Below are 23072 nucleotides of genomic sequence, written 5' to 3'. Positions count from 1 at the left end.
TAAATCCTATATTTATAAGCTTTTAACATATCCTCACATCATTTCATTCCTTGATTTTCTATATACTTTTTAACTATATCTATAGGAACACCACCAGTTGTTATAAGACAATAGCTTCTACTCCAAAAATATTCTTTCCATAACTGATTTTTTATTTTCGGAAATTCTTTTTTTATAAGTCTACTACTGGCACTTTTATACGCATTAATAAATTTTGATATATCTGTATTGGGTGAACCTCTAAATAATAAATGTACATGGTCTAAATCATGATTCCATTCTTCTAAAACAATATTATATTTAGGACAGATATACTCGAATATTTCTTTTAATCTATTTGATACTTGGTCATCTATAACATTCTTTCTGTATTTTATAACTAATACCAAATTATAATTTAGTAAGAATACTGAGTGACTATTATTATTTAACCGAATTGATAACACTACCTTTCAGTTAATATAACTGATTGTAATTTATCATATTTGTTGTCTATCGGCAAGTGCTATCCATCTACCACCTATAGAGGATGGGAGAATTTCACACAATTAGGTTAAAAATTATCCACAATACCTTTAAAACTTATGCACTCTATCCCCATATCTTTTAGCATATCCTTTTGATATAACATTTCAGAATCTATTTTATAGTAAAATATCTTAAATTTATATCCAAGTTGTATTAGCTTTAAGGCTTTCTTCCAAACCTCTTCTCTCAAAAAAGGTATTATAATTATAATACTTTCTCTTTTATTTAATTTATTAAAATTAAATCCCATATTATAAACAAGATCTTCTTTTCCTAAACTTTTATTATGTAAAAAATACTCCTCTATGTCTTTTATATCTCTAGATTTCTCTAATACAAACTTAATAGATTTTTCATTATTTATATTTAATATAGAAGATATATTTCTATCTAAAAGATATTTGCAAAAAGATAGTAAAAATTCTATAGTCCGTTCTTCTATAATATCTCCATCTTCTTCTTTGTAGATTTCCTTATTCATATCTAAAAATATATTATACACTTCATTAGAATAAGTCTCATAATTTTTAGTATATAACTCACCATATTTAGCACTTACTTTCCAATGAATTCTTTTTAAATTATCTCCAACTTTATATTTTCTAATATCTTTAGTAAACACATTACTTTCTATATTTCCTAATAGATTTGTGCCTACTACTTGTTTTTCCTGACTATTATTATGAAAATTATTAATTTGCAAAACCCTTGGATATATCTTTACACTAATTTCATCATTTAATAGTCTTTTAAAATATAATATATTAAATACATCTTTTATAATTAAACTTATATCTGTTATATTATAAATCCCCCTTATATAAAAAGTAGTATGCATTTTCATATGTTTTACTTCTTTACCTTTTAAATTGAAAATATTCGCTAAACTTTCATTACTCCAATTTATATCTTCATTATATTTAATTTCTATGTAATTTACGGGGATAAAGTTTTTGTTTTGTAAAGATATATTTATTTCTATTTTCTCTCCTGTAATAAAACTATTCTTAAGTTTTGTAATCTCTACTTTCATTAGTTTAGCAGTGATTAATATGTACATAAATGAAAATAAAGCTACAATTACAAGACATATAAAAATGGCGTTAGCAAAGTATCCTCCTTCAAAAAATGCATATAAAAAAGCTCCTAAAAATATTAATAAAAATTTTTTGTTTATTTTTATCATGAAAAATCACCTTTTATTTTAGGTAAAGGTATGGTATTAATAATCAAACTCAATACTTCTTTTTCTGTAATTCCTTCTAATCTTCCTTTAGATGATAATCTTATTCTATGAGCTAAAACTTGAATTATATTTTCTTTTACATCTTCAGGTATGACATAGTATCTTCCTTTTATAAGGGCCGTAGCCTGTGATATTTTTATTAATGCCAAAGATGCTCTAGGGCTTGCACCTAATTCTATATATGGATTCTTTCTCGTTGCTTCTATTATTTTTACTATATATTCTATTATTGCGTTATTAACCTTAGTTTCTTTTAGTTTTCTTTGCAACATTAGTATGTCTTCTCTATCAACTACAGATTCTAAAACTTTCAGTGGATTACCCTCACTATATATTTTTAATATGTTCATTTCGCTTTCCCTATCTGGATATCCTAAATTAATTTTTATAATAAATCGATCTAATTGAGCTTCTGGTAATATAAAAGTTCCTTCAAATTCTATAGGATTTTGTGTAGCTATAACAATAAAAGGCTCCTGTAACTTATAAGTTTCATTGCCTTCTGTTACTTGCTTCTCCTCCATTACTTCTAAAAGTGCAGATTGGGTCTTAGGAGAAGTTCTATTTATTTCATCTGCTAATATTATGTTAGAAAATATAGGACCTTTCCTAAACTCAAAATCTCTTTGTTTATCGTTATATATGGATATACCCAATATATCTGAAGGAAGTAAATCTGTAGTAAATTGTATTCTCTTATACTGTAATTGTAAAGACTTTGCTAAAGCCTTTACAAGAGTTGTTTTCCCTATGCCTGGAACGTCTTCTATTAATATATGCCCCTTTGCTACTATGGCTTTTAATATATCATATATTTCTCTTTCCTTTCCTAATATAGCTTTAGACACATTATACACAATTTTTTCCACAATTTCTGTTTCTCTCAAAATATTTTCCCCTTTCCCTAGTAAAAGTAGAAGAGTTGAAAAGAGATTTTTCTCCTCCAACTCCTCTATATTATTTTTTAGTACCTACTTTTATTATTCCCTGTATAGGCCTATAAAAATCATTTGAAATAAGTTCTTTATTTATAAATTTTTCATTTTCATATATATTTCTATAAACTTTAACTTTAAATCCTTGATAAGGCTTCTGAACTACTTCTGTTGTGCCTTTTGATAAATTTGCATCTTGTATTGTTTTTGTATCAGTTGGTAGATTTTCATATACATCTGTAGTTATTTCATACCTTCTATTTTTAACAGAAGAATGTGAATATATATTAAATCTGACCTCTCCATTTTGAGTTAATCCTTCTATATATATAGGAAAAGAGTAGTCATTTCTAAATTTATAATCTATATTTTCCCAATCTACTGTAGCATCTCTTCCTAAAGGTACATAACTTGATGGTAAAGTATGATGTGCTCTTTCCACTGATTTTAAGTTAGCCTTAAGAGCTGCATTGTATAAAGTGGATGAAGTTTGACATATACCTCCACCAAGACCATCTTCTACTTGATTACCTATAATTACTGATGCCGCTTGATATCCTCTATCAGCAGTTCTTTCTCCTACTGCTCCATTAAAACTAAATACTTCTCCTGGCATTAACACAGTACCATTTATACTTTCCGTACTAAGTCTTATATTATTTGCTCTTTGCTGTGAAGATATATTTGCATAATTAGTTCCAAAAGAAGCAATTAAACTATTCACTGATGTTAATTTATCAGAAGTAACCTTAGCTTGTACATTTTTCACTTCCCCATTTACAACTAAATCTTTAGAGATATCACCATTTATATTAGTTAATATATCTTTTTGTAATTTCTCTTTATTTAGTTTTTTTCCCACACTTTCTGGAATTATATTAAAATTTTCGCCTTTCTTTATAAGTTTTGCATTAGTTGCATCTTTATTTACTTTTTTTTCTACATCATTAATAAAATCAATTACTTTTTTTTCATTATAAGAAAACATAAGTTCGAAAGGTTTTTTTTCTGCTTTTTTTATTATTCTATATTTAGAAAATGCATTAGAATCTTTACCATAGTCATAAGCTTTTTTTAACGAGTTATCTATATCGTATTTTCCCTCTATCTTATCAAAGGTTATTGAATATTCACCTTCTGGAATCTTTACAGTTATCTTTTTATTTAGCAACTTATTTGCATATTTTTCTTTTATAATTTTTCTACCTTCTTCTAAAGTTTTACCTGAAATATCCTCATTGCCAACTGTAATACCCGGATAAAATAAATTCTCATAATGTTTTATATTATTATAGCTATACCCTGCTTTTACGGAAGTTAACCCTATTAATACTGCAGCTATTATTAAACATATAGTAATTTTTTTACTTGAATTTTTCTTTCTTTTTTTTCTTTTTGCCATAATTTCACCTCCTAATATAAGCACATATTCATTATAGCTTTAATTAAAATTATAAACAATATTTCTTAAAATAATTTATGATTTAAATTAACCCACGTTTACCCAATTATTCCACTAGTTGATTGATTATTTTCCTTTAGTTTTATTATATTCCGTAAATAGCCTAGCTTAATAATTCCTCTTTTGTAATTATTTCATTGCACCACATTTTAAAAATCTAAAATTTAAAAAACAGTAACATGAATACACTCATGTTACTGTTTTTCACTTTAAAATCTACCAACTTCCAGAAGAACCTCCTCCACCAGAGGAACCTCCTCCAAAACCTCCAAAACCTCCTGAGGAACCTCCCGAAGATCCTCCACCAAAACCTCCAAAGCCACCACCAGTGCCTCCAAAGCCTCCAGGACCTCCTCTTCCTCCTCTATTACTCCAAAATAGCATTCGGAAAATTTGCTTTGTTACTCTTCCTCTGTTTAAAATATTATCTAATATAAATAATACAACTATTATACTTAAAAATAAGGCTGGTCCCTTGCTACTTTCCCCTTCTACATTAGTAGGTAAAACTACTCTTGAATTCTTTTCTAATGCAACATTATATTCTTTGGCTATGGCATCTGCAAAAGCTGAATAAGCCTCAGTTATTCCTTTATCATAATCTTTATTTTTAAAACTTGGTTTAAAAATCTGCTCCATAACCTGATCTGAATATAAGTCGGTAATAGCTCCCTCTAGACCATATCCTACCTCTACCCTTCTAAGTCTATCCTGCATAGAAATTAATATTAATAATCCACTATTTTTTTCCTTTTCTCCTATTCCCCACTCCCTAAATAATTTAGTAGCATAAGTTTGTATATCGTTGCCATCTAATGAATTTATAATAACTACTACAGATTGAGCTCCTGTTTTATCCTCTAATTCTTTACCTACAGATACTACATATTCTTTGGCATCTAAACTTAGAGTATTAGTATAATCATTTACGTATTTTAAGTTAGTAGGTTTTGGTAAATTATCTTTTGCACTGACCAAAGGAATAGATATAAAAATTATACATAGGCAGATTAAAAAAGATCTTAATATCTTTTTCATATTCTATTTTCCTGTATTAAAATCTACTTTTGGTACTTCTTTAGAAGCTTCATCTGCCTTGTAAGGTTCCTTTGGCTGAAATCTAAATATAGATGCTACTACTGAAGCTGGAAATCTTTTAATACTATAATTATATGCTACTACAGCTTCATTATAATCTTTTCTAGATACATTTATTCTATTTTCTGTTCCTTCTAACTGTACCATTAATGCCCTAAAATTTTCATTAGATTTTAATTCAGGATACCTTTCTACCACTACTAATAATCTAGATAATGCACTAGAAAGTTCAGTATCGGCATTTGCTTTATCTTGAATGGTGTTTGCACCACCTAATTTTGCTCTAGCATTGGCTATATCTGTAAATAATTCCTTTTCATGAGTTGCATAACCTTTAGTTGTTTCTACTAAATTAGGTATCAAATCACTTCTTCTTTTCAAATCAGTATCTATATTTGAAGAGTATCTTATTACATTTTGTTCTAAAGCAACCATTTTGTTATAGGTTGATATTACTGGAAAAATTAAAACAATCAATACACCAATAACTATCAAAGTATTTTTTAGTCCTTTACTCAACTTAACTCCTCCTTTATTAAATCATATTTATTCTACTTGTTAATGTTACTATATTTTACTTCTTATATATTTTATTATCAACATAATAGATTATTTTTAATAATAATTTAATGTTTGTGGTATCATTATTTTAAGAGGTGATATTATGAATGCAGAAATAATAGCCGTTGGTACAGAAATTTTATTAGGTGATATAGTAAATACAAATGCTCAATTCCTTTCCAAAAAACTTGCTGAAATGGGCATATCTGTATATCATCAATCTGTAGTGGGGGATAATGGTAATAGGTTAAAAGAAGAACTTACTGAATCCTTTAAAAGAAGTAATATAGTTATTACTACAGGTGGATTAGGACCTACTAAAGATGACCTTACAAAAGAAATAGGTGCTGAATATTTTAATAGAAAAATGTTTCTACATGAGGAATCATTAAAAAACATAAAAAATTATTTTAAAAAACAAGGGAAAATTCTAAACGAAAATAACGAGAAACAAGCATATTTTCCAGAAAAATCAACAATTTTACCAAATAATTTTGGTACAGCTCCAGGTTGTATAATGGAAGAAAACGATAAATTTTTAATAATGCTTCCAGGTCCCCCAAAGGAAATAATACCAATGTTTAAAGACTATGTTATCCCCTATCTTAAAAAATTTAATGAAGGTGTTTTAATATCTAAGGTACTTAGAATATGTGGTATGGGCGAATCAAAGGTTGTAACTGAAATAAATCATTTAATAGAAAATCAAACTAATCCTACTGTTGCACCTTATGCGAAGGACAATGAGGTAACTTTAAGGCTAACTGCTAAAGCTAAGAATGAAAAAGAAGCATTATCTTTAATATACCCTTTAGAGAAAGAAATTAGAGATATTTTAGGTAATAATATATATGGTACTGATTCGGATACATTAGAAGGAGTAATAGGAAAATTTTTAATAGAAAATAATTTATATATTGCCACTGCTGAATCCTGTACAGGTGGCCTTTTATGTGGAAGATTAGTTAATTATCCTGGTATATCTAAATGTCTTGTAGAAGGTATAGTTAGTTATAGTAATAATTCTAAAATGAATAGAATAGGTGTTAAAAAAGAAACCTTAAATAAATTTGGTGCAGTAAGTGAAGAAACTGCTATTGAAATGGCTAAAGGCGTGGCTAATAGTTCTGGCGCTGATATTGGTATATCTACTACAGGTATTGCAGGTCCTTCTGGCGGAACTTATGAAAAACCAGTAGGTCTTGTATATATAGGATATTATATAAAAGGAAAATCTTTTGCAAAAAAATTTATTTTCCCTGGTGACAGGCAGTCTATGAGAAATAAAACTGTTACTGTAGCATTAGATTATCTTAGAAAAAACTTAATTTAGTTTAAAGAAAAGAGTGTCTACATTTTTAAATTATAGACACTCTTTTCTTATATATTTATTTACAGATATTCATTTCTTTTGCTATCCTTCTAACTTCTTTTGATACAGATTCTGCCACTTCTTTATTAAATGGATCTGGGATTATATATTCTTCATTTAAGTCTTCTTCTTTTATAAGATTTGCCACTCCTCTTGCTGCTGCAATTTTCATCTCTTCGTTTATTTCTCTAGCCTTTACATCCAATGCTCCCCTAAATATACCTGGGAACACTAAAACATTGTTTATTTGATTTGGAAAATCAGATCTTCCTGTTGCAACAACTCTAGCTCCTCCAGCTTTAGCTTCATCTGGAAGTATCTCTGGTTCTGGATTAGCCATAGCAAAAACTATACTATCCTTTGCCATAGTAGAAACCATTTCCTTTGTTAATATTTTAGGCCCTGAAACTCCTATAAATATATCCTTATCTTTTATTACATCAACAAGCTTTCCTTTTTCTTTTTCTTTATTAGTTACTTTTGCTATTTCTTTTTGGGCAGGATTTAAATTCTCATCTCCCTCTACTAGGGATCCATTTATATCGCACATAACAATATTACAAGCTCCAGCATTTAATAAAAGCTTACATATTGCGATTCCTGCTGAGCCCGCTCCATTTATAAGAATTTTTGCTTCTTCTAATTTTTTATCTACTATTTTTAAAGCATTATATATACCTGCTAATACAACTATAGCTGTTCCATGTTGATCATCATGGAATACTGGTATATCCAATTCTTTTTTAAGTCTTTCTTCTATATAAAAACATTCAGGTGCTTTTATATCTTCTAAATTAATACCACCGAAGCCTGGTGCCATTAATTTTACAGTTCTTATAATTTCTTCTGGATCTTCAGTATCCAAACATATAGGAAAAGCATCTACATTTGCAAACTCTTTAAAAAGAAGTGCTTTACCCTCCATTACAGGTAATGCAGCTTCTGGACCAATGTTTCCTAATCCTAAAACTGCTGTTCCATTAGTAACCACTGCAACCATATTACCTTTTGTAGTATATTCATATACCTTATTTTTATCCTTTGATATATGCACACAAGGTTCAGCAACTCCTGGCGTATATGCCAATGCTAAATCTTCCCTATTCTTAACAGATATCTTACCTACAACTTCTAATTTTCCCTTCTTTTCCGAGTGTAATTTTAAAGCCATTTCTTTTACATCCATAGCATTTTATTAAATTTTAAAAATGATTTTATTCTTTCATCTTTAAAATTTAATACTACCCTCCTTCCAAGTGTTTATCTTTTGAAGCTTTACCCCTCAAAATTTGCATCTTAAAGTATTTGGCTTTCTTTTGAAAACACTTTTTGAATATTTTCCTTCAATATTTAGTATTCTTCATAAATTTAAAAATTCCTTTAATATTTTCTTAACTTTTTTCTATTCCAGTAAAATATTCACAATAAGGTGCTATAGGACACTCTTCACATTGTGGTTTTCTTGACTTGCAAGTATATCTTCCATGCCATATTAAATAATGATGGGTTATACTCCACATATCTTTGTCTATATTTTTCATTAATTCCATTTCTACTTCATCAGGGTTTTTACCCTTAGCAATACCAGTTCTATTTGATACTCTAAACACATGTGTATCCACAGCTATTGCAGGCACTCCAAATGCATTAGATAGTACTACATTAGCAGTTTTCCTTCCTACCCCTGGAAGAGACATTAGTTCCTCCATAGTTTTTGGGACTTTTCCTTTAAACTTCTCAAGAATTTTTTGTGTAGCACCTAATATATTTTTACTTTTATTATTGTAGAAACCACAGCTTTTTATCTTTTCACCTAATTCCTCTTGTGATAATTCAATGATTTTTTCTGGTGTATTGTATCCTTTAAAAAGTTCAGAGGTTACTTTATTTACTCTCTTATCTGTACATTGAGCCGACAATATAGTTGCTACTAAAAGTTCATAGGGTGACTTAAAATCTAATTCACATTTTGCTTCTGGATAGGTTCTACTTAGTGTTTCTATAACCTTTTTTATTATTTTTTTATTCAATTTATTTTATACACTCCTTGATATTCTTCTGGTAATAGTCTAGCTATACTTTTCATAAAATATTCTAAAACCATCTCTTCATAATCGTGCTTATTCTCTCCTTTTTGTCTGGAAGGTATGTCATCTAATGGCTTTCCTATTTTAACGTGTATATCTGAATGATTAAATTTTTCTGCTCCCATGTCTTTATTATTTATAGGAAGAAGTTTTTCTGTTCCCGTTAAACTCATAGGAATTACTGTGGCCTTTGATAGCTTTTGTATAAGTATTACACCTTTTTTTCCTTCTATTAAACTTCCATTTCTACTTCTAGTTCCCTCTGGGAATATTAATACATTGTTGCCACCTTTTAGAGTTTTTATTATATTAGATATAGCTTCTTTATCCGCTGTATTAGGCTTTATTGTTATAGTTTTAGTTATTTTAAGACCTAAATTAGTTAATGGATTTTTAGATAACTTTATACCTGCTACAAAAGTTATATCCTGTTCTTTTAAAATATCATCTATTATTAAAGCATCTGCATTACTTAAATGATTTGATATAAACAGTATGGGTTTTTTTATATCATTTAAGTTTTCCAATCCTTCTATTTTAATATTTGCATACTCATCTAAATATCTCTTTAATATTTTTTTGGATATCTTCCTTACAATACTATCAGGTAAGTAAGATATTAACTTTGCTAACTTAGGAGAAATCATAAATTGTTCCACCTTTCATACTTTTATAATTAAATTATAAATTGTGTAACTTTAAAAGTCTACTGTAATAATCCTTTATGTAAGGAGAGTTGAAATTTTTCCCTTCTAAAGTTCCGTCCTTATTATAATAAAATTCATTAATAAGTGCATTCCTTATTAAAATATTCTTACCTCTCCACCCACAAGAAGATACGGCATACTTATCTTTAAATTCTCTATTATTTAAAGATATTAATTCTTCTAAATGCAAATTTGTCATAAAATCTAAAGGCTTTAATTCCATTAAAGGTGATTTTTCTACTTCCATATTGAAAGGACACACTCTTTGACAAGTATCACATCCAAATAATCTACCTTTTAATTTATCTAACCACATATCTTCTAAATCTTTTTTCTGTGTTAAGTAAGACAGGCATATATTTGGATTACTTTCTTTTTCTTTTATAGATTTCGTAGGACAAGCTTTTAAACATAAGTCACATTGTCCGCATTTATTATTTTTTTCATTATCTTTAGGTAAAGAGAAATCTGTTATAATTTCTCCTAAAAATACATAAGAACCGTACTTCTCCGTTATTAACATATTATTCTTTCCTATGAAACCAATTCCACAAAGCTTTGCAATATATCTTTCTGGAAGACAATTACTATCCACAAAGTATTCAGCTTTTCCACCTAGACTTTCTATAAAGCAGCATATTTTTTTTAAATATTCTCCTACTACCTTGTGATAATCTCTCCCTTGAGTGTATTTAGAAAAATATACTCCATCTTCAAACTTAAAATTAAACATATAAGGAAAGGCGATACTTATTATCACCTTTCCCCAACTACATACTTCTCCTAAATTTATTCTCTTTTCTATATTTTCTTCTTCAAATTCATTTTCATATCCTTTTTCTTTTCTATAGACCAAATAATCCTCTAGCTCATTGATTTTTCTAACATCTGTCATACCAACTGTATCTAGTCCTAAATCTTTACAATAATCTAAAATCAATTTTTTCTTATCTTTCATAAGATTTACACTCCATTATCTTACTATAGTTCTGTATAGATTCATATCTACAACTTCAGATTTCTTTTCTCCAACTATTTTAGCCGGTGCCCCTACTGCAGTTTTATTTTCTGGTACATCCTTTAAAACTACGGAATTAGCCCCTACCTTTGCATTATTACCTATTACTATAGGTCCCAATACTTTAGCTCCACTTCCTATTATAACATTGTTTCCAACTGTAGGATGTCTTTTACCTTTATCTTTCCCTGTTCCTCCTAAAGTAACCCCATGATAAATAGTAACATCATTTCCTACTTCAGCAGTTTCACCTATAACTACCCCCATACCATGGTCTATAAAGAGCCCATTTCCTATCTGAGCTCCTGGATGAATTTCTATCCCTGTAAAAAATCTAGATATTTGAGATATTAATCTAGCTATAAAAAACATTCTTTTCTTATAAAAAAAGTGAGCTATTCTATGATTGATAATGGCATGTATAGATGGATATAATAACAGTACTTCTAAAGAATTTCTTGCTGCTGGATCATTTTTTATTATATTATCTATATCGTACTTTAAATTTTTAAACATAAATTTCCCTCCTTATAATGGAATAAATAAAAAACTTCATCTCAAAAATAGAGACGAAGTTGTATCTTTCGTATTCCACTCTACCTATAAATTAGGCTTAGAATAAAGTTCAAGCACTATAATGCTTTATTACTATAACGGGTAAAACCGTTGCAGCCTACTGATTTCGGTGCAATACTCCAGAGGGCACTTCACATATACTTCCTTTAAAAATCCTTACAGCCGACGGGATTTTCTCTCTAAAAATTCCATATATATTACTTTCCTCTTTCAATGTATTTTTTCAAATTATATTTTCCGAGTAAATCACTAAGAATTCTATATTAATTATTATATTCTATATTTATTATTTGTCAACCTATTTTTATTTGCAAAATCTATGTTTTCCTATTACTTTTATTAAAGGTCTAGACCATATCCATGAACTGGTTGCTGTAGCTGGATTAAAATAATATACAGCCCCCCCTGATGGATCCCATCCATTAATTGCATCCATAGCTGCCTTCATAGAACTTTGCTCCATAGCTGCATTTACTTGACCATCTGCTATTGCTGTAAAGGCTAGTGGCTGATATACAACCCCTGCTATAGTGTTGGGGAAACGTGGATCCCTTGTTCTATTTAAAATAACTGCTCCTACAGCTACTTGCCCTTCATAAGGTTCTCCCCTGGCTTCTCCATTTATAAGTCTTGCTAATAAATTTATATCTTGGTTATTAGATGTATTGCTCCCCTGTGCCTGAGCTACATTTATTCCTAATGCAGCCAATGTTTTATTTCCTGCAACTCCATCTACATTTAATCCATTTTTACCCTGAAATTTCTTTACCGCAAGAAAGGTTTTATAGCCATATATTCCATCTACACTTCCATCATAATATCCCCAATTTTTTAATTTTTTTTGTATTTCAGATACGTCCCCACCTTTTGAACCATAATTATATGCTATTACATTTAAAGCTTTACTATAGGGACTAAAGAACACATGCACAGCAGAATAACATATGGCTGCTATTAAAAAATATAATATACCCTTTTTAAAACTAATTCTCCTATTCTTCATACTAATACACTCCCTACTAATAATATGTATTTCTATCTTATTTTTACCGAAGAATAGAAAAAAATACATTAATAAAAATTTTGCGTAACAAAATTTTTATTAATGAACAAGGAATAATGAAGAATGAACAATTGTGGATATTTTTTCTCCATTATCATTACGAAAAAATTTTAATTTTATAAAAATCGCGATGTTTAGCGAAGCAAACAAGCCCTGGAAAAAATCAAAGATTTTCTGCAGCAAAGCGGAAGAAAATCCACCTAAATTGTTCATTATTCATAAAATAAAAAAAGTGCTACACACTTTTTTATTTTATGAATTACCGTGAATTCTATTTTTTATAATTTTAATTTTTTTGTTTGTATTTCTACCCTTTGTATTTTTCACTCCTAATACTTTAATTCCACCTTTTATGCACTCTATATACAAAGGAAAGTTAGGTCCTTTTTCTCCATCTATATCTGTAGCTATATCATCATTACATTCTATTGTAAGTTTATCTGTTTTAAAATATAATATACCATTTACATTTTCTAGGTGTTCCCCTCTTAATATTTTTATAAAAAGAGGTATTATGTCTATAATCATACCCGCTCTAATTATTATGACATCTAACAAACCATCATCTATTTTAGATTTATATGCTAGTTTAAAGTTTCCTGCAGTTTCACCATTGAAAACTAGCATTAAATACATATCACCTTCAAAGTTTTGCACTTCTGAGGTAACTTTTATATTTATTTTCCTAAAGTTAGGAAGCTGTTCTATGCCTTTTACATAGTATGCCAATTTACCAATGGTATTTTTTAAGTTCACATCAGTTTTTTGAGATACGTCTGTAAATAACCCTGTACTAGCTACATTAATAAAATATTTATCATTCACCTTACCAATATCTATTTCTTTAGGTTCACTATCTAAAATCTGTTCACAGGCAGCTCCAATATCTCCTGGAATCTCTATAAATTTAGCAAAATCATTAGCTGTACCTACTGGTAAAATACCAATAGGTAAGTCTATATTTAAATTTTTCATATAATTTACTACGTTATCTACAGTACCGTCTCCACCTGCTACTAATATGTAATCATAGGTTTCATCTATATCTTCAAAGGCCTCAGATAATTCATGTTCCATACTTATCCTATAAGGAATTACAGTATATCCATATTTTTGATGGACATCTATAACAGTATCTAGGTCTGAAATTATAGCGTTTTCTCCTGAATATGGATTATAAATAAATTTCACTTTACTCATATAATATGGCTCCCTTATTATAATTACTCTGCATGAATATTATATATTAGTAAAGTAAATAAATCCACAAGAAGATTTTATATTCTTGTGGATTTAATAGCATTAGTCAAATTCTGAAAAATTTGTTTCTGATATACCTGTAAGAGCTTTTCCTGCACTGTTTTCTAAATTAGGCTCTGTTGAAATATCTCCTAATGACACCATACCTACTAAATTTTTATTTTCTACAACAGGAAGTCTTCTGATTTGTTTTTTACTCATTATTTCTGCTGCTTCTGTAGCACTTATATTTGGACTTACTGTGATTGGATTAGATGTCATTATATTTCTTACTGTTTGATTTTGTATACTTTCTCCCATTGCTACAGATCTTAAAGCTATATCCCTATCTGTAATTATACCTACAATTTTTCCTTCATTACAAATGGGCAGAGATCCTACTCCATGTTCTTTCATAAGCTGAGCAGCATGCTCTACTGTATCTTCTGCTTGTAAGGATACTATGTCTTTTGTCATTATATTATTTATTTTCATCTAAATCATCACCTCAAAGCTTATTTTCCCCACATATTCTTTTTATATTAATGAAATTATAGGTTTAATTGAAACTTTATTGCATTATAAGAGAAAAAACTCTAATTTTATATTAAAATTAACTATGAAATGAGGTATAATGTATGATATAACGTTTTTTTGAATTATTATTTATATTTTTAAATTTAGGAGTGATATATTTGCGAACTAAAAAAAGTGCTTTGCCTAATCTTTTTACTTTAGGTAATTTGTCCTGCGGAGTCATGTCAATAATGATGACTTTTCAAGATAATTTTAAAAATGCATGCTTCTTTATACTTCTTGCAGCTTTGATGGACAGATATGATGGACGTGTAGCAAGGCTTTTAAATGTTTCTAGTGAATTAGGTAAGGAATTAGACTCACTTGCAGATTTGGTTTCTTTTGGTGTAGCACCGTCTATATTGATATTTAACATGTACAATTTTTCTAACTTTGGTCTCATCGGTTATTTATTAGTTTTATTATTTCCATTAGCTGGTGCTTATAGATTAGCTAGATATAATATAACAAATTTTGAAGGAGATTTTACAGGTATTCCTATAACTTTAGCTGGATCTTTTATGGCTATATATGGACTTTTAACACTTAATAAAACTGATAATTACAATCTTGCTATATTATTTACAGTTTCTTTATCTTACCTTATGATAAGTAGGTTTAAATTTAAAAAGTTTTAAAATAAGACTGATTCAAAATATTAATCTTTGAATCAGTCTTATTCCTTTGTATCATCAAATTTTAGTTCATTTTCTATTTCCGTCTGTATAATATTTAATTTCATTTTATACTTCATAATTTCAGATTTAGTCTTACAATACTTTAAATATTCACAGGTACATTTATCAATCCCGTCTATTACATCATCTATAATGCATCCAACATCATTGGCTCTATCTATAGCTTTTTTTACATCATTTCTTTTTGCTAAAGCTATACTATTTAATTCTCCAGCACTACCTATTAAAAGTCTATAAGAATTAACTAATTTGACTAGAAGTTCTGCTAAATTATCTATATCACAATAATAATCATCTATGACTTTTCTGTGTCCCATACTATCCACCACAATTCTTATTAGATTTACTTTATCTATATTTATGGATAGTAGCGTTTATTACTTATTTTTATAAATTAATGATCATGAAACCAACTTCCACCTATAAACTCTCTCAATATTGAATTTTCAGGTATGTGCGACGTATCAACTTCCTTAAAGAAATTTAAAATACTTTTTAATCTGTAAGCTTCTAAATATACTGGACTTGTAGGCTCTATTTTTTGTAGTTCTCTTAGGGCAAATTTCTTTAATACACACAACTCATAAACTAAAGTAGAGTTAAACATAATATCTGCATTCTCTTGAAATACAAATATATTTTTTTCCTCACCTCTTCTTATAGAAGGCCACATTTTTAAAGTTTCTTCTGCACTATATCCCCTTGACATATTATCCCTTACTATTCTCCTAATCATTCTTACATCTGTAGTAGCTATCCTGTTGTGATTATCTAAATTTAACTGTGTTAAAGCACTTATATATACTTTAAATTTATTTTCATCAGCTATAGAAGAAGTTAATAAATTATTTAATCCATGTATTCCTTCTACAATTAATATTCCGTTTAACGGTAATTTTACTTTTGTACCATTCCAGTCTCTTTTTCCTGTTATAAAATTGTATTTAGGTATGTGCACTTCTTCTCCTTTTAATATCCTAGTTAAATGTTCATTGAAAAGTTCTAAGTCCACAGCATGTATGGATTCAAAATCATACTCCCCATTTTCATCCTTTGGAGTATCGTCCCTTTCCACAAAATAATCATCTAAACCTATAGGAATGGGTATTAGACCGTTTACTCTAAGTTGTATTGCAAGTCTTCTTGCAAAAGTAGTTTTTCCTGATGAGGATGGACCAGCTATTAATATTAACCTTATATTCTCTCTATCTTTTATTATATCCGCTATATTAGCAGCTTTTTTCTCATGTAATGCTTCAGATACCCTGATTATGTCAATTATCTCTCCACTGTTTACCTTTTCGTTTAATGATCCTACATTTGGCACCTCTAATATATCTCCCCATATCTCTGTTTCTCTAAATATATTAGCAAGTTTTCTATGTTCTAGGAAAACAGGTAATCTATCTGGTTCTTCTTTAGTAGGATATCTTAATATAAATCCTGGTTCATAATACATTAAATCAAATTCTCTTATAATACCAGTACTTTCTCCCATAGGTCCATAAAAATACTCATATACTCCATCTAGTTCATACAATTTTATTTTATCTAACTGCAAATTGCTAAGAAGTTTTATTCTATCATTCATATTGTATTTTTTAAGCATTTCCATAGTTTCTTCTTTTGTAAAGTATTCTTCTTTTATAGGCATATCCTTATATATTATTTCTTTCATTCTTGCTTTTATTTTCTCAAGCTCTTTTTCAGTTAAAATCTTCCCTTTGCTTATTTCACAATATAATCCCTTACTTAATGAATGTTGTATTGAAATATTTGCTCCAGGGAACTCTTCTAAAGTAGCTTTTATAAGTATAAATTGAAGTGTTCTTATATATGCTCTATTCCCAGTATCACTACCTAAGTCTATAAATTCTAATTGTCCCTCTTCGACAATTGGTGAATTTAATTCGTATACTTTTCCATTCATTTCTCCTAACACTATAGGAAACTTATTTTCAACATGAATATTTTCTAATATATCCCTCAAAGTTTTTCCTTTTTCTATTAAAACTTCTTTTTTCCCCTCTAAGTTTATTTTTAATTTTTCCATATTATCATCCCCTATTTTTTATATATATAATTTATTATATTTGAAAGATAGTACTTTTCTATATAAAATACTAATAATTTTTTATTTTTTTGAAACAATATATGTATAGGAAAGGGTGATCTTATTGTTTACTGTTTTGTTTAGAACAATAATATTATATATCCTTGTAATAACTTCTATGAGAATAATGGGTAAAAAACAAATAGGTCAGCTAGAACCTTTCGAACTAGCAATAACTATAATGGTGTCAGAATTGGCCGCTCTACCTATGCAAGATACTAGAATTCCTTTAATTCATGGCTTTATTCCCATAATAACTTTACTTACTCTACAAACTGTATTATCTATTTTACAGCTAAAAAGCGAAAAGTTTAGAAGTTTAGTTAATGGGCGACCAAGTATCTTAATTGAAGATGGGCAAATAGATATAGACGAATTAAGATACCAAAGATTTAATATAAATGATCTTATGGAAGAAATTAGACTCCAAGGTTTTTTTAACATTTCTGATATAGAATATGCTATTTTAGAAACTAGTGGTCAATTATCTATTATACCTAAAACAAACTTAACCCCTGCAACAAAAGAGGATTTAGATATACAAAGTACTCAAGATAGTTTACCAATCCCTTTAATACTTGATGGTAACGTAGATCATGAAAATTTAGCTCTTATAAAAAAAGATTTAAAATGGCTTAGAACAAGACTTAATAAAAATGATGAAGAAGATTTTAGTGATATTTTTATAGCTATTTTAGATTCTCATAAAGAATTTTACTTCCAAAAAAAATAAAAATTTTAGGTGATATTCATGAAAAATGTTTTTATTTCTTTTTTAATTTTTGTTTCTATGTTATTTTCCATAATATTCTCCGTAAATTACTTAAATCAAATATACTCTAACATAAATTCCTTAAATTTACAACTCGAAAGCTACGTCATTACAGAAGACTGGGAAAATTCTCATAAAGTAATAAATAAAATAGATACCACTTGGTCAGATTACTCTAGTAAACTATTTATGTTTGTAAATCATCAGGAAATAGATATTATAAGTAGTGAATTAAAAAAACTTTCTCAATATATCTTGTGTAAAAATAAGGATGAATCACTAGCTAGTCTTCATTCCATAAACTTTTTTCTTAAACATATAGTTCATCTTGAAGAAATTTCTATTGAAAATATTCTTTAAAACATAAACTTAAAAAAACTGTGACACAGTTTTTTTAGTGAATAGATAATAATGAACAGTGATTAGCTATTCACTATTCACTAAATAAAATCTAGCAAATAATAAAAGTTTATCTTATAATACTAATTATAAGATAAACTTTTTTTGAAATATGGTATACTATTATATATATATCATATTCTACTTTAATAAACATACTACTTATATTAACAACTGAAAATATATTTAAGTTGTTAGTTCTAAATTAAAATAAATATATTGGAAGGTGGATTATTATATGGCTTTAGTTACTACAAAAGAAATGTTCTCAAAAGCTTATGAAGGCAAATATTCTATAGGAGCTTTTAACATTAACAATATGGAAATTATACAGGCAGTAGTTAATGCAGCTAAGAAGGAAAACTCTGCTGTTATTCTTCAAGTTTCTGCTAGTGCATTAAAATACGCAGGTCCTAAATATTTAAAGCATATGGTTGATGCCGCAATTGAAGATACTGGTATAGATATCGCATTACACTTAGACCATGGTGCTAATTTAGATCAAGTTAAGCTTGCCATAGAAACTGGATTTACTTCAGTAATGTTTGATGGTTCTCATTATGATTATGATGAAAATGTAAGATTAACTAAAGAAGTAGTTGAATATGCCCACAACAGAGGGGTTGTTGTAGAAGCTGAATTAGGACAATTAGCAGGTGTAGAAGATGACGTTAAAGTATCTGGAAAAGATGCAACTTATACTGATCCTGATCAAGCTGCTGATTTTGTTGAAAAGACTGGTGTTGACTCTTTAGCAATAGCTATTGGAACAAGTCACGGTGCTTATAAATTTAAAGGTGAAGCAAAGTTAGATTTTGAAAGATTAGAAAAAATTCAAGAAAATCTGGAGAAAAAAGGTTTTAAAAACTTTCCTATAGTTCTTCATGGTGCTTCTTCCGTTGATCCACATTTTGTTGCTATTTGTAATGAATATGGTGGAGAAATTGGTGGAGCTAAAGGTGTGCCTAATGAAATGCTTAGAAAGGCTTCTTCCATGGCTGTTTGTAAAATAAACATGGATACAGATTTAAGACTTGCTATGACTGCAACTACAAGGAAATTCTTGTCAGAAAATCCAAAGGAAATAGATCCAAGAAAATACTTAGGTGCGGCTAGAGAGGCTATAGAAGGATTAGTTCAAAATAAGATAAAAAATGTTTTAGGTTCTTCAAACAGTCTTAATAAATAATAAAAGTGCTGACAGTTTACTGTCAGCACTTTTATTATTTATTTTTCTATATAATTTATAACGTTTTTTATTACTATATCTATGGAGCCATCTCCATTTCTTTTTACTTGAAATCTATTTACATCACTATATGCTTCTTCATTTATATATAAATCTATATCTCTATCTATTTTTAATCTAGTTCTTTTCAGCTTCTTTTCAATCCAATGCTTATCTAAATTTATTTTGTCATTTACACCTTCTGAGTATGCATAATCTATAAAACTTGCTTTTGCCTCCTTATTATCTCCAAAAAGCTCTTGGGAAACTTCATATAAATCTAAACTTTCTTCTTCTTTTAATTTTTTCTTTATAGTGCTTCTTACCTTTTCTGCTTCTTCTGCATTCTCTTTTAAATTTACCCTTGTCCAGTTTTCACTAGCTGTTACAAAATTTTTAGTTTCATCTCTACTATTTTCAACTATTTTACAACCTAAGAGTTTATTTATAAAATAATTTGCTCCATAATCTTCTGAATCCTTTTTCTTTTGTTTATCTATTACAAGTAAATCATATTCGCTTCCCTCTTCTTCTAATTTTATAAAGGCACACTTTTGTATTTTTTGAGAACTTGTAGGGAGTCCTGTAATCTCCTGAACTATTTCTATACCTATTTTATCCTCAAGTGAATTTATATTATGGCTATAATTTTTTACATAATCCATTTTTAATATGCCTAACATATTTCCATATTCAGTTGATATAGAGGTTACTACTAAATCGCAAGACGGTATATTTCCTTGGGATTCCATAAGTACAAATAGTTGCCTAGCTATTTCCTTAGACACATCTATAATATCATTTTGCCCACTTAGATACTCTTGACTTAATTCTTTTACTATATTTCTTTCTTCTTTAAAAATAGCATATTTTAATTCTTCATCCTTTAGGCACCTTTCTATATGTTTTAGTATAAAATTATAAACCTCATCTGATAAATTTATTTTATATTCATTTAAAATAGGTTCTTGTGAATTATTATCTAAAATATGAATTATAGCTTCATTTATATTAACTTCTTTTATGTAATCCAAAATACCCCCCCTTAATCTATAACTGTATATATTAAATATTATATAGGAACAAATATAGTCTATCAAATTGTAATTTATTTGAAGGCTTTTAAATACTATAGAATTAGAAGCATTTAAATTGTTAATACTTGTGGAGGTTTCTATATGTATATTTTAAAACCAGTTACTATAAGCAAAATATGGGGTGGTAAGAAATTACTGCAATATGGTGGAGATGACTCCGTTTCTAAAATAGGCTTAGTATACTCTGTATCCTGTGAAAAGAATAATTCTAATGAAATTTTAAATGGTACCTTTAAAGGGCAAACTCTTTTAGATGTATGGAACTCTAATAAAGATGAGTTTGGTTATTCAAAATTCGATAAATTCCCTCTTATTATATCCTTTATAGATGCTAATAATGATTTAAGCTTACAAGTACATCCTGATGATAACTATGCAATTAAAAATAAAATCTCGCCTTTTGGTAAAGAAGAATCTTGGATTTTTTTAGATACTTTAAATGACCAAAAAATAGTACTAGGATGTGCCCTTAATTCTATAGAAGCTATAAAAAAAAATATTGATGAAAATAAGTGGCAAGAAATGTTAAATTATATATCTGTAGAAAAAATGTCTTATGTTAATATAAAACCTGGTACTCTTCATGCCCTTACTTCTGGATCTTTAGTGTATGAAATTCAACAAGCTACTGATGTAACCTATCGTTTCTATGATTATAATAGAGTTACAAAAGAAGGTAAAAAAAGAGAACTTCATTTATCTAAAGCATTAGAAGTATTAAAACCCGAATATAAATCCAAAACTGTTTCTTTTAAAGAAAATGAAATAATAGAGGAAAAATATTATTCACTATGGTTAGATACATTAAATAATAACATTATTGATAATAAAAGTAATGTTTTTACATGCTATACAATTATAGATGGAGAACTGAGTATAGATAATATTCCTGTAAAAAAAGGTATGTCTTTTATTCTTATGCCTAAAGATAAATGCACCATATTAGGGAATGCTAAAGTAATAATATCTCATCCAAATTAATATATTAAAAAACTGTTGACAACTGCAGTTGTCAACAGCTTAAATTATTCTTTATGAAGATTCTTTTAGTTATTTAAGTTCTTGAGACATTTGTACTGATTTATCTTTTATTTGTTGTACTTCATTTGTAGGAGCATCTTTTGTTTGATACCATCCTCTTTGTTTCATTGCATCAAATACTTTATATTGAGTATCTTCTGCCTTTTTAAAATTATTTACTAATACTGATCTTAAATTTTGACAGGATGATTCTGTAATACCTGTACTATATGATGACACTATTTGCTTTTCAGTAGTTAGTAAATCTTCCATTAAATCTTTTTCACTTAAATTAGGTGAATTGTTCATTGAATTTCCCTCCTATATTAATTATTGATGTGAATCTAAATAAGTTTTTAATTCGTTGAAGTTTTGTTTATGAGTTGTAGCCGCTTGAGTACATAGATTTTTTAATTGAGGATCTGTACAATAATTACTATATAAACTATATTTTTTATTCATAAGACATTCATGATTTAACTGATCTGAAATAACTTTCAAGTTATTACTTTCTATTTGCATGTTTCCTGAATTCATTATATTCCCCTCCTAATATTTTATCTTAACGTTATTTATTTTACCCTCTAATTTTTTTATTATTTATATATGTTTATTGTAATTTATAACATTATTTTTATTTGATATTATGTTATAATTTCAATGTAATAAGGAGTGATATTTTTGAAAGAGTTAGAAGTTAAAATTTTAAACATACATTTAGGAAATATAAGAAATAAAGTTAAGACTTTGAACTGTAAAAATGTAAAAAAAGAAAATCAAATTAATAAAATATTTGATTTTAAAAATAATACATTATTACAAAAGCAAGGCTATGCTAGAATAAGAATAGTTGAAGATTTGATTTTAAATTCCAATAGATACTACATGACAGTAAAAAAACTATTAAGTGAAAATACATTTAAAATTATGGATGAACATGAAATAGAAATATCTAATTTTCAAGAAGGTGAAAATATATTTAAAGCTTTAGGTTTAGAAATGACTCAATGCATAAAAAAATATAGAGAAAGCTATAAATATAAAAATTCTTTAATAGAGATAGATATTAATGATAAATCCTTTTGTCCTTTTCCCTATATTGAAATAGAATCTCCTAATGAAGAAGAATTAGAAGAAATTGTACATTTATTGGGATACTCAATAAAAGATACTACATCTAAAAATATATACGAACTAATAGAATTATTTAAAAATGGTAAAGAATCATTAAACCACTATTGACATAATTTTATGTTTATTGTTATAATTTAAGGTAG

Annotated in this window: 26 protein-coding genes and 1 other annotated feature; of the genes, 7 read left to right on the top strand and 19 right to left on the bottom strand. The window is 28.0% G+C overall.

Annotated elements, in window-relative coordinates:
- Positions 1–38: 38 nt before the first annotated feature.
- The 6 genes from tnpA to B5D21_RS10500 all read right to left on the bottom strand — a co-directional run bounded on the left by tnpA (position 39) and on the right by B5D21_RS10500 (position 5788).
- Positions 39–437 carry an IS200/IS605 family transposase gene (gene tnpA, locus B5D21_RS10525; protein ID WP_035111190.1) on the bottom strand — a complete coding sequence of 133 codons (399 nt, stop codon included), beginning with the start codon at positions 435–437 and terminating at the stop codon, positions 39–41.
- Positions 438–553: 116 nt separating this feature from the next.
- The gene (locus B5D21_RS10520; protein ID WP_011098670.1) at positions 554–1714 is read right to left on the bottom strand and encodes a DUF58 domain-containing protein; all 1161 of its coding nucleotides are present in this window, start codon (positions 1712–1714) and stop codon (positions 554–556) included.
- Positions 1711–2661: an AAA family ATPase gene (locus B5D21_RS10515; protein WP_035111009.1), complete on the bottom strand. Its 951-nt coding sequence runs from the start codon at positions 2659–2661 to the stop codon at positions 1711–1713. Before B5D21_RS10515 ends, B5D21_RS10520 begins: the two co-directional genes overlap by 4 nt.
- 70 nt (positions 2662–2731) lie before the next feature.
- On the bottom strand, positions 2732–4111 hold the full coding sequence (locus B5D21_RS10510) for a VanW family protein (protein WP_035111007.1): 1380 nt from the start codon (positions 4109–4111) through the stop codon (positions 2732–2734).
- 276 nt (positions 4112–4387) lie between these two features.
- Positions 4388–5209, bottom strand: a complete 822-nt coding sequence (locus B5D21_RS10505) for a TPM domain-containing protein (protein ID WP_011098667.1) — start codon at positions 5207–5209, stop codon at positions 4388–4390.
- A gap of 3 nt (positions 5210–5212) precedes the next feature.
- The gene (locus B5D21_RS10500) at positions 5213–5788 is read right to left on the bottom strand and encodes a LemA family protein (RefSeq protein ID WP_011098666.1); all 576 of its coding nucleotides are present in this window, start codon (positions 5786–5788) and stop codon (positions 5213–5215) included.
- A gap of 145 nt (positions 5789–5933) precedes the next feature.
- Here B5D21_RS10500 and B5D21_RS10495 point away from each other — a divergent pair, with 145 nt between their 5' ends.
- On the top strand, positions 5934–7163 hold the full coding sequence (locus B5D21_RS10495; protein WP_011098665.1) for a competence/damage-inducible protein A: 1230 nt from the start codon (positions 5934–5936) through the stop codon (positions 7161–7163).
- A gap of 55 nt (positions 7164–7218) precedes the next feature.
- Here the strand turns inward: B5D21_RS10495 and B5D21_RS10490 are convergent, their stop codons facing one another.
- The 8 genes from B5D21_RS10490 to B5D21_RS10455 all read right to left on the bottom strand — a co-directional run bounded on the left by B5D21_RS10490 (position 7219) and on the right by B5D21_RS10455 (position 14387).
- The gene (locus tag B5D21_RS10490) at positions 7219–8388 is read right to left on the bottom strand and encodes an NAD(P)-dependent malic enzyme (RefSeq protein ID WP_011098664.1); all 1170 of its coding nucleotides are present in this window, start codon (positions 8386–8388) and stop codon (positions 7219–7221) included.
- A gap of 205 nt (positions 8389–8593) precedes the next feature.
- Complete coding sequence (gene nth, locus B5D21_RS10485) at positions 8594–9232, bottom strand: endonuclease III (protein WP_011098663.1); 639 nt, start codon at positions 9230–9232, stop codon at positions 8594–8596.
- Positions 9229–9936: a lysophospholipid acyltransferase family protein gene (locus B5D21_RS10480; protein ID WP_035111005.1), complete on the bottom strand. Its 708-nt coding sequence runs from the start codon at positions 9934–9936 to the stop codon at positions 9229–9231. The genes nth and B5D21_RS10480 overlap by 4 nt, the downstream gene beginning before the upstream one ends.
- Before the next feature lie 34 nt (positions 9937–9970).
- On the bottom strand, positions 9971–10954 hold the full coding sequence (gene queG, locus B5D21_RS10475) for a tRNA epoxyqueuosine(34) reductase QueG (protein WP_011098661.1): 984 nt from the start codon (positions 10952–10954) through the stop codon (positions 9971–9973).
- A 15-nt stretch (positions 10955–10969) separates the two neighbouring features.
- Complete coding sequence (gene epsC, locus B5D21_RS10470; RefSeq protein WP_011098660.1) at positions 10970–11530, bottom strand: serine O-acetyltransferase EpsC; 561 nt, start codon at positions 11528–11530, stop codon at positions 10970–10972.
- Positions 11531–11576: 46 nt separating this feature from the next.
- Positions 11577–11813, bottom strand: a binding site (T-box leader).
- A gap of 81 nt (positions 11814–11894) precedes the next feature.
- Positions 11895–12593, bottom strand: coding sequence for a spore cortex-lytic enzyme (sleB, locus tag B5D21_RS10465; protein ID WP_035111004.1), 699 nt, complete (start codon positions 12591–12593; stop codon positions 11895–11897).
- A 312-nt stretch (positions 12594–12905) separates the two neighbouring features.
- Positions 12906–13853, bottom strand: coding sequence for a YegS/Rv2252/BmrU family lipid kinase (locus B5D21_RS10460; RefSeq protein ID WP_011098658.1), 948 nt, complete (start codon positions 13851–13853; stop codon positions 12906–12908).
- A gap of 102 nt (positions 13854–13955) precedes the next feature.
- The gene (locus B5D21_RS10455; protein WP_011098657.1) at positions 13956–14387 is read right to left on the bottom strand and encodes a CBS domain-containing protein; all 432 of its coding nucleotides are present in this window, start codon (positions 14385–14387) and stop codon (positions 13956–13958) included.
- 263 nt (positions 14388–14650) lie between these two features.
- Between B5D21_RS10455 and pssA the strand changes: the two genes are divergently transcribed.
- The gene (gene pssA / locus B5D21_RS10450) at positions 14651–15106 is read left to right on the top strand and encodes a CDP-diacylglycerol--serine O-phosphatidyltransferase (protein WP_045923634.1); all 456 of its coding nucleotides are present in this window, start codon (positions 14651–14653) and stop codon (positions 15104–15106) included.
- A gap of 38 nt (positions 15107–15144) precedes the next feature.
- Here the strand turns inward: pssA and B5D21_RS10445 are convergent, their stop codons facing one another.
- Together B5D21_RS10445 and B5D21_RS10440 are read right to left on the bottom strand one after the other, a co-directional pair.
- Positions 15145–15483, bottom strand: coding sequence for a hypothetical protein (locus tag B5D21_RS10445; protein WP_035110995.1), 339 nt, complete (start codon positions 15481–15483; stop codon positions 15145–15147).
- Positions 15484–15560: 77 nt separating this feature from the next.
- On the bottom strand, positions 15561–17219 hold the full coding sequence (locus B5D21_RS10440; protein ID WP_011098654.1) for a nucleoside kinase: 1659 nt from the start codon (positions 17217–17219) through the stop codon (positions 15561–15563).
- 124 nt (positions 17220–17343) lie between these two features.
- Between B5D21_RS10440 and B5D21_RS10435 the strand changes: the two genes are divergently transcribed.
- From B5D21_RS10435 to fba, 3 genes are all read left to right on the top strand, one after another.
- Entirely contained in the window at positions 17344–18012 is a 669-nt protein-coding gene (locus B5D21_RS10435; RefSeq protein WP_035110993.1) for a DUF421 domain-containing protein, read from the top strand.
- A gap of 18 nt (positions 18013–18030) precedes the next feature.
- On the top strand, positions 18031–18411 hold the full coding sequence (locus tag B5D21_RS10430) for a DUF4363 family protein (protein ID WP_035110991.1): 381 nt from the start codon (positions 18031–18033) through the stop codon (positions 18409–18411).
- A 277-nt stretch (positions 18412–18688) separates the two neighbouring features.
- A complete protein-coding gene (fba, locus tag B5D21_RS10425; protein WP_035110988.1) occupies positions 18689–19639 on the top strand; it encodes a class II fructose-1,6-bisphosphate aldolase in 951 nt (316 codons plus the stop codon).
- A 38-nt stretch (positions 19640–19677) separates the two neighbouring features.
- Here the strand turns inward: fba and B5D21_RS10420 are convergent, their stop codons facing one another.
- A complete protein-coding gene (locus B5D21_RS10420; RefSeq protein WP_035110987.1) occupies positions 19678–20712 on the bottom strand; it encodes a nucleoid-associated protein in 1035 nt (344 codons plus the stop codon).
- Positions 20713–20856: 144 nt separating this feature from the next.
- On the opposite strand from B5D21_RS10420, the gene B5D21_RS10415 reads away from it, so the two are divergent.
- Positions 20857–21756, top strand: coding sequence for a type I phosphomannose isomerase catalytic subunit (locus tag B5D21_RS10415; RefSeq protein ID WP_011098650.1), 900 nt, complete (start codon positions 20857–20859; stop codon positions 21754–21756).
- Between the two features lie 69 nt (positions 21757–21825).
- On the opposite strand, the gene B5D21_RS10410 is transcribed toward B5D21_RS10415, so the two are convergent.
- Positions 21826–22104, bottom strand: coding sequence for a spore coat protein (locus B5D21_RS10410; RefSeq protein ID WP_023437180.1), 279 nt, complete (start codon positions 22102–22104; stop codon positions 21826–21828).
- Positions 22105–22125: 21 nt separating this feature from the next.
- The gene (locus tag B5D21_RS10405) at positions 22126–22332 is read right to left on the bottom strand and encodes a hypothetical protein (protein WP_035110986.1); all 207 of its coding nucleotides are present in this window, start codon (positions 22330–22332) and stop codon (positions 22126–22128) included.
- A 144-nt stretch (positions 22333–22476) separates the two neighbouring features.
- Between B5D21_RS10405 and B5D21_RS10400 the strand changes: the two genes are divergently transcribed.
- Positions 22477–23037 carry a class IV adenylate cyclase gene (locus B5D21_RS10400; RefSeq protein ID WP_035110984.1) on the top strand — a complete coding sequence of 187 codons (561 nt, stop codon included), beginning with the start codon at positions 22477–22479 and terminating at the stop codon, positions 23035–23037.
- Positions 23038–23072: the final 35 nt, after the last annotated feature.

This window comes from Clostridium tetani (genome assembly GCF_900167265.1).
Lineage (GTDB): Bacteria > Bacillota > Clostridia > Clostridiales > Clostridiaceae > Clostridium_G > Clostridium_G tetani.
This window is presented reverse-complemented; position numbering and strand designations above follow the sequence as displayed.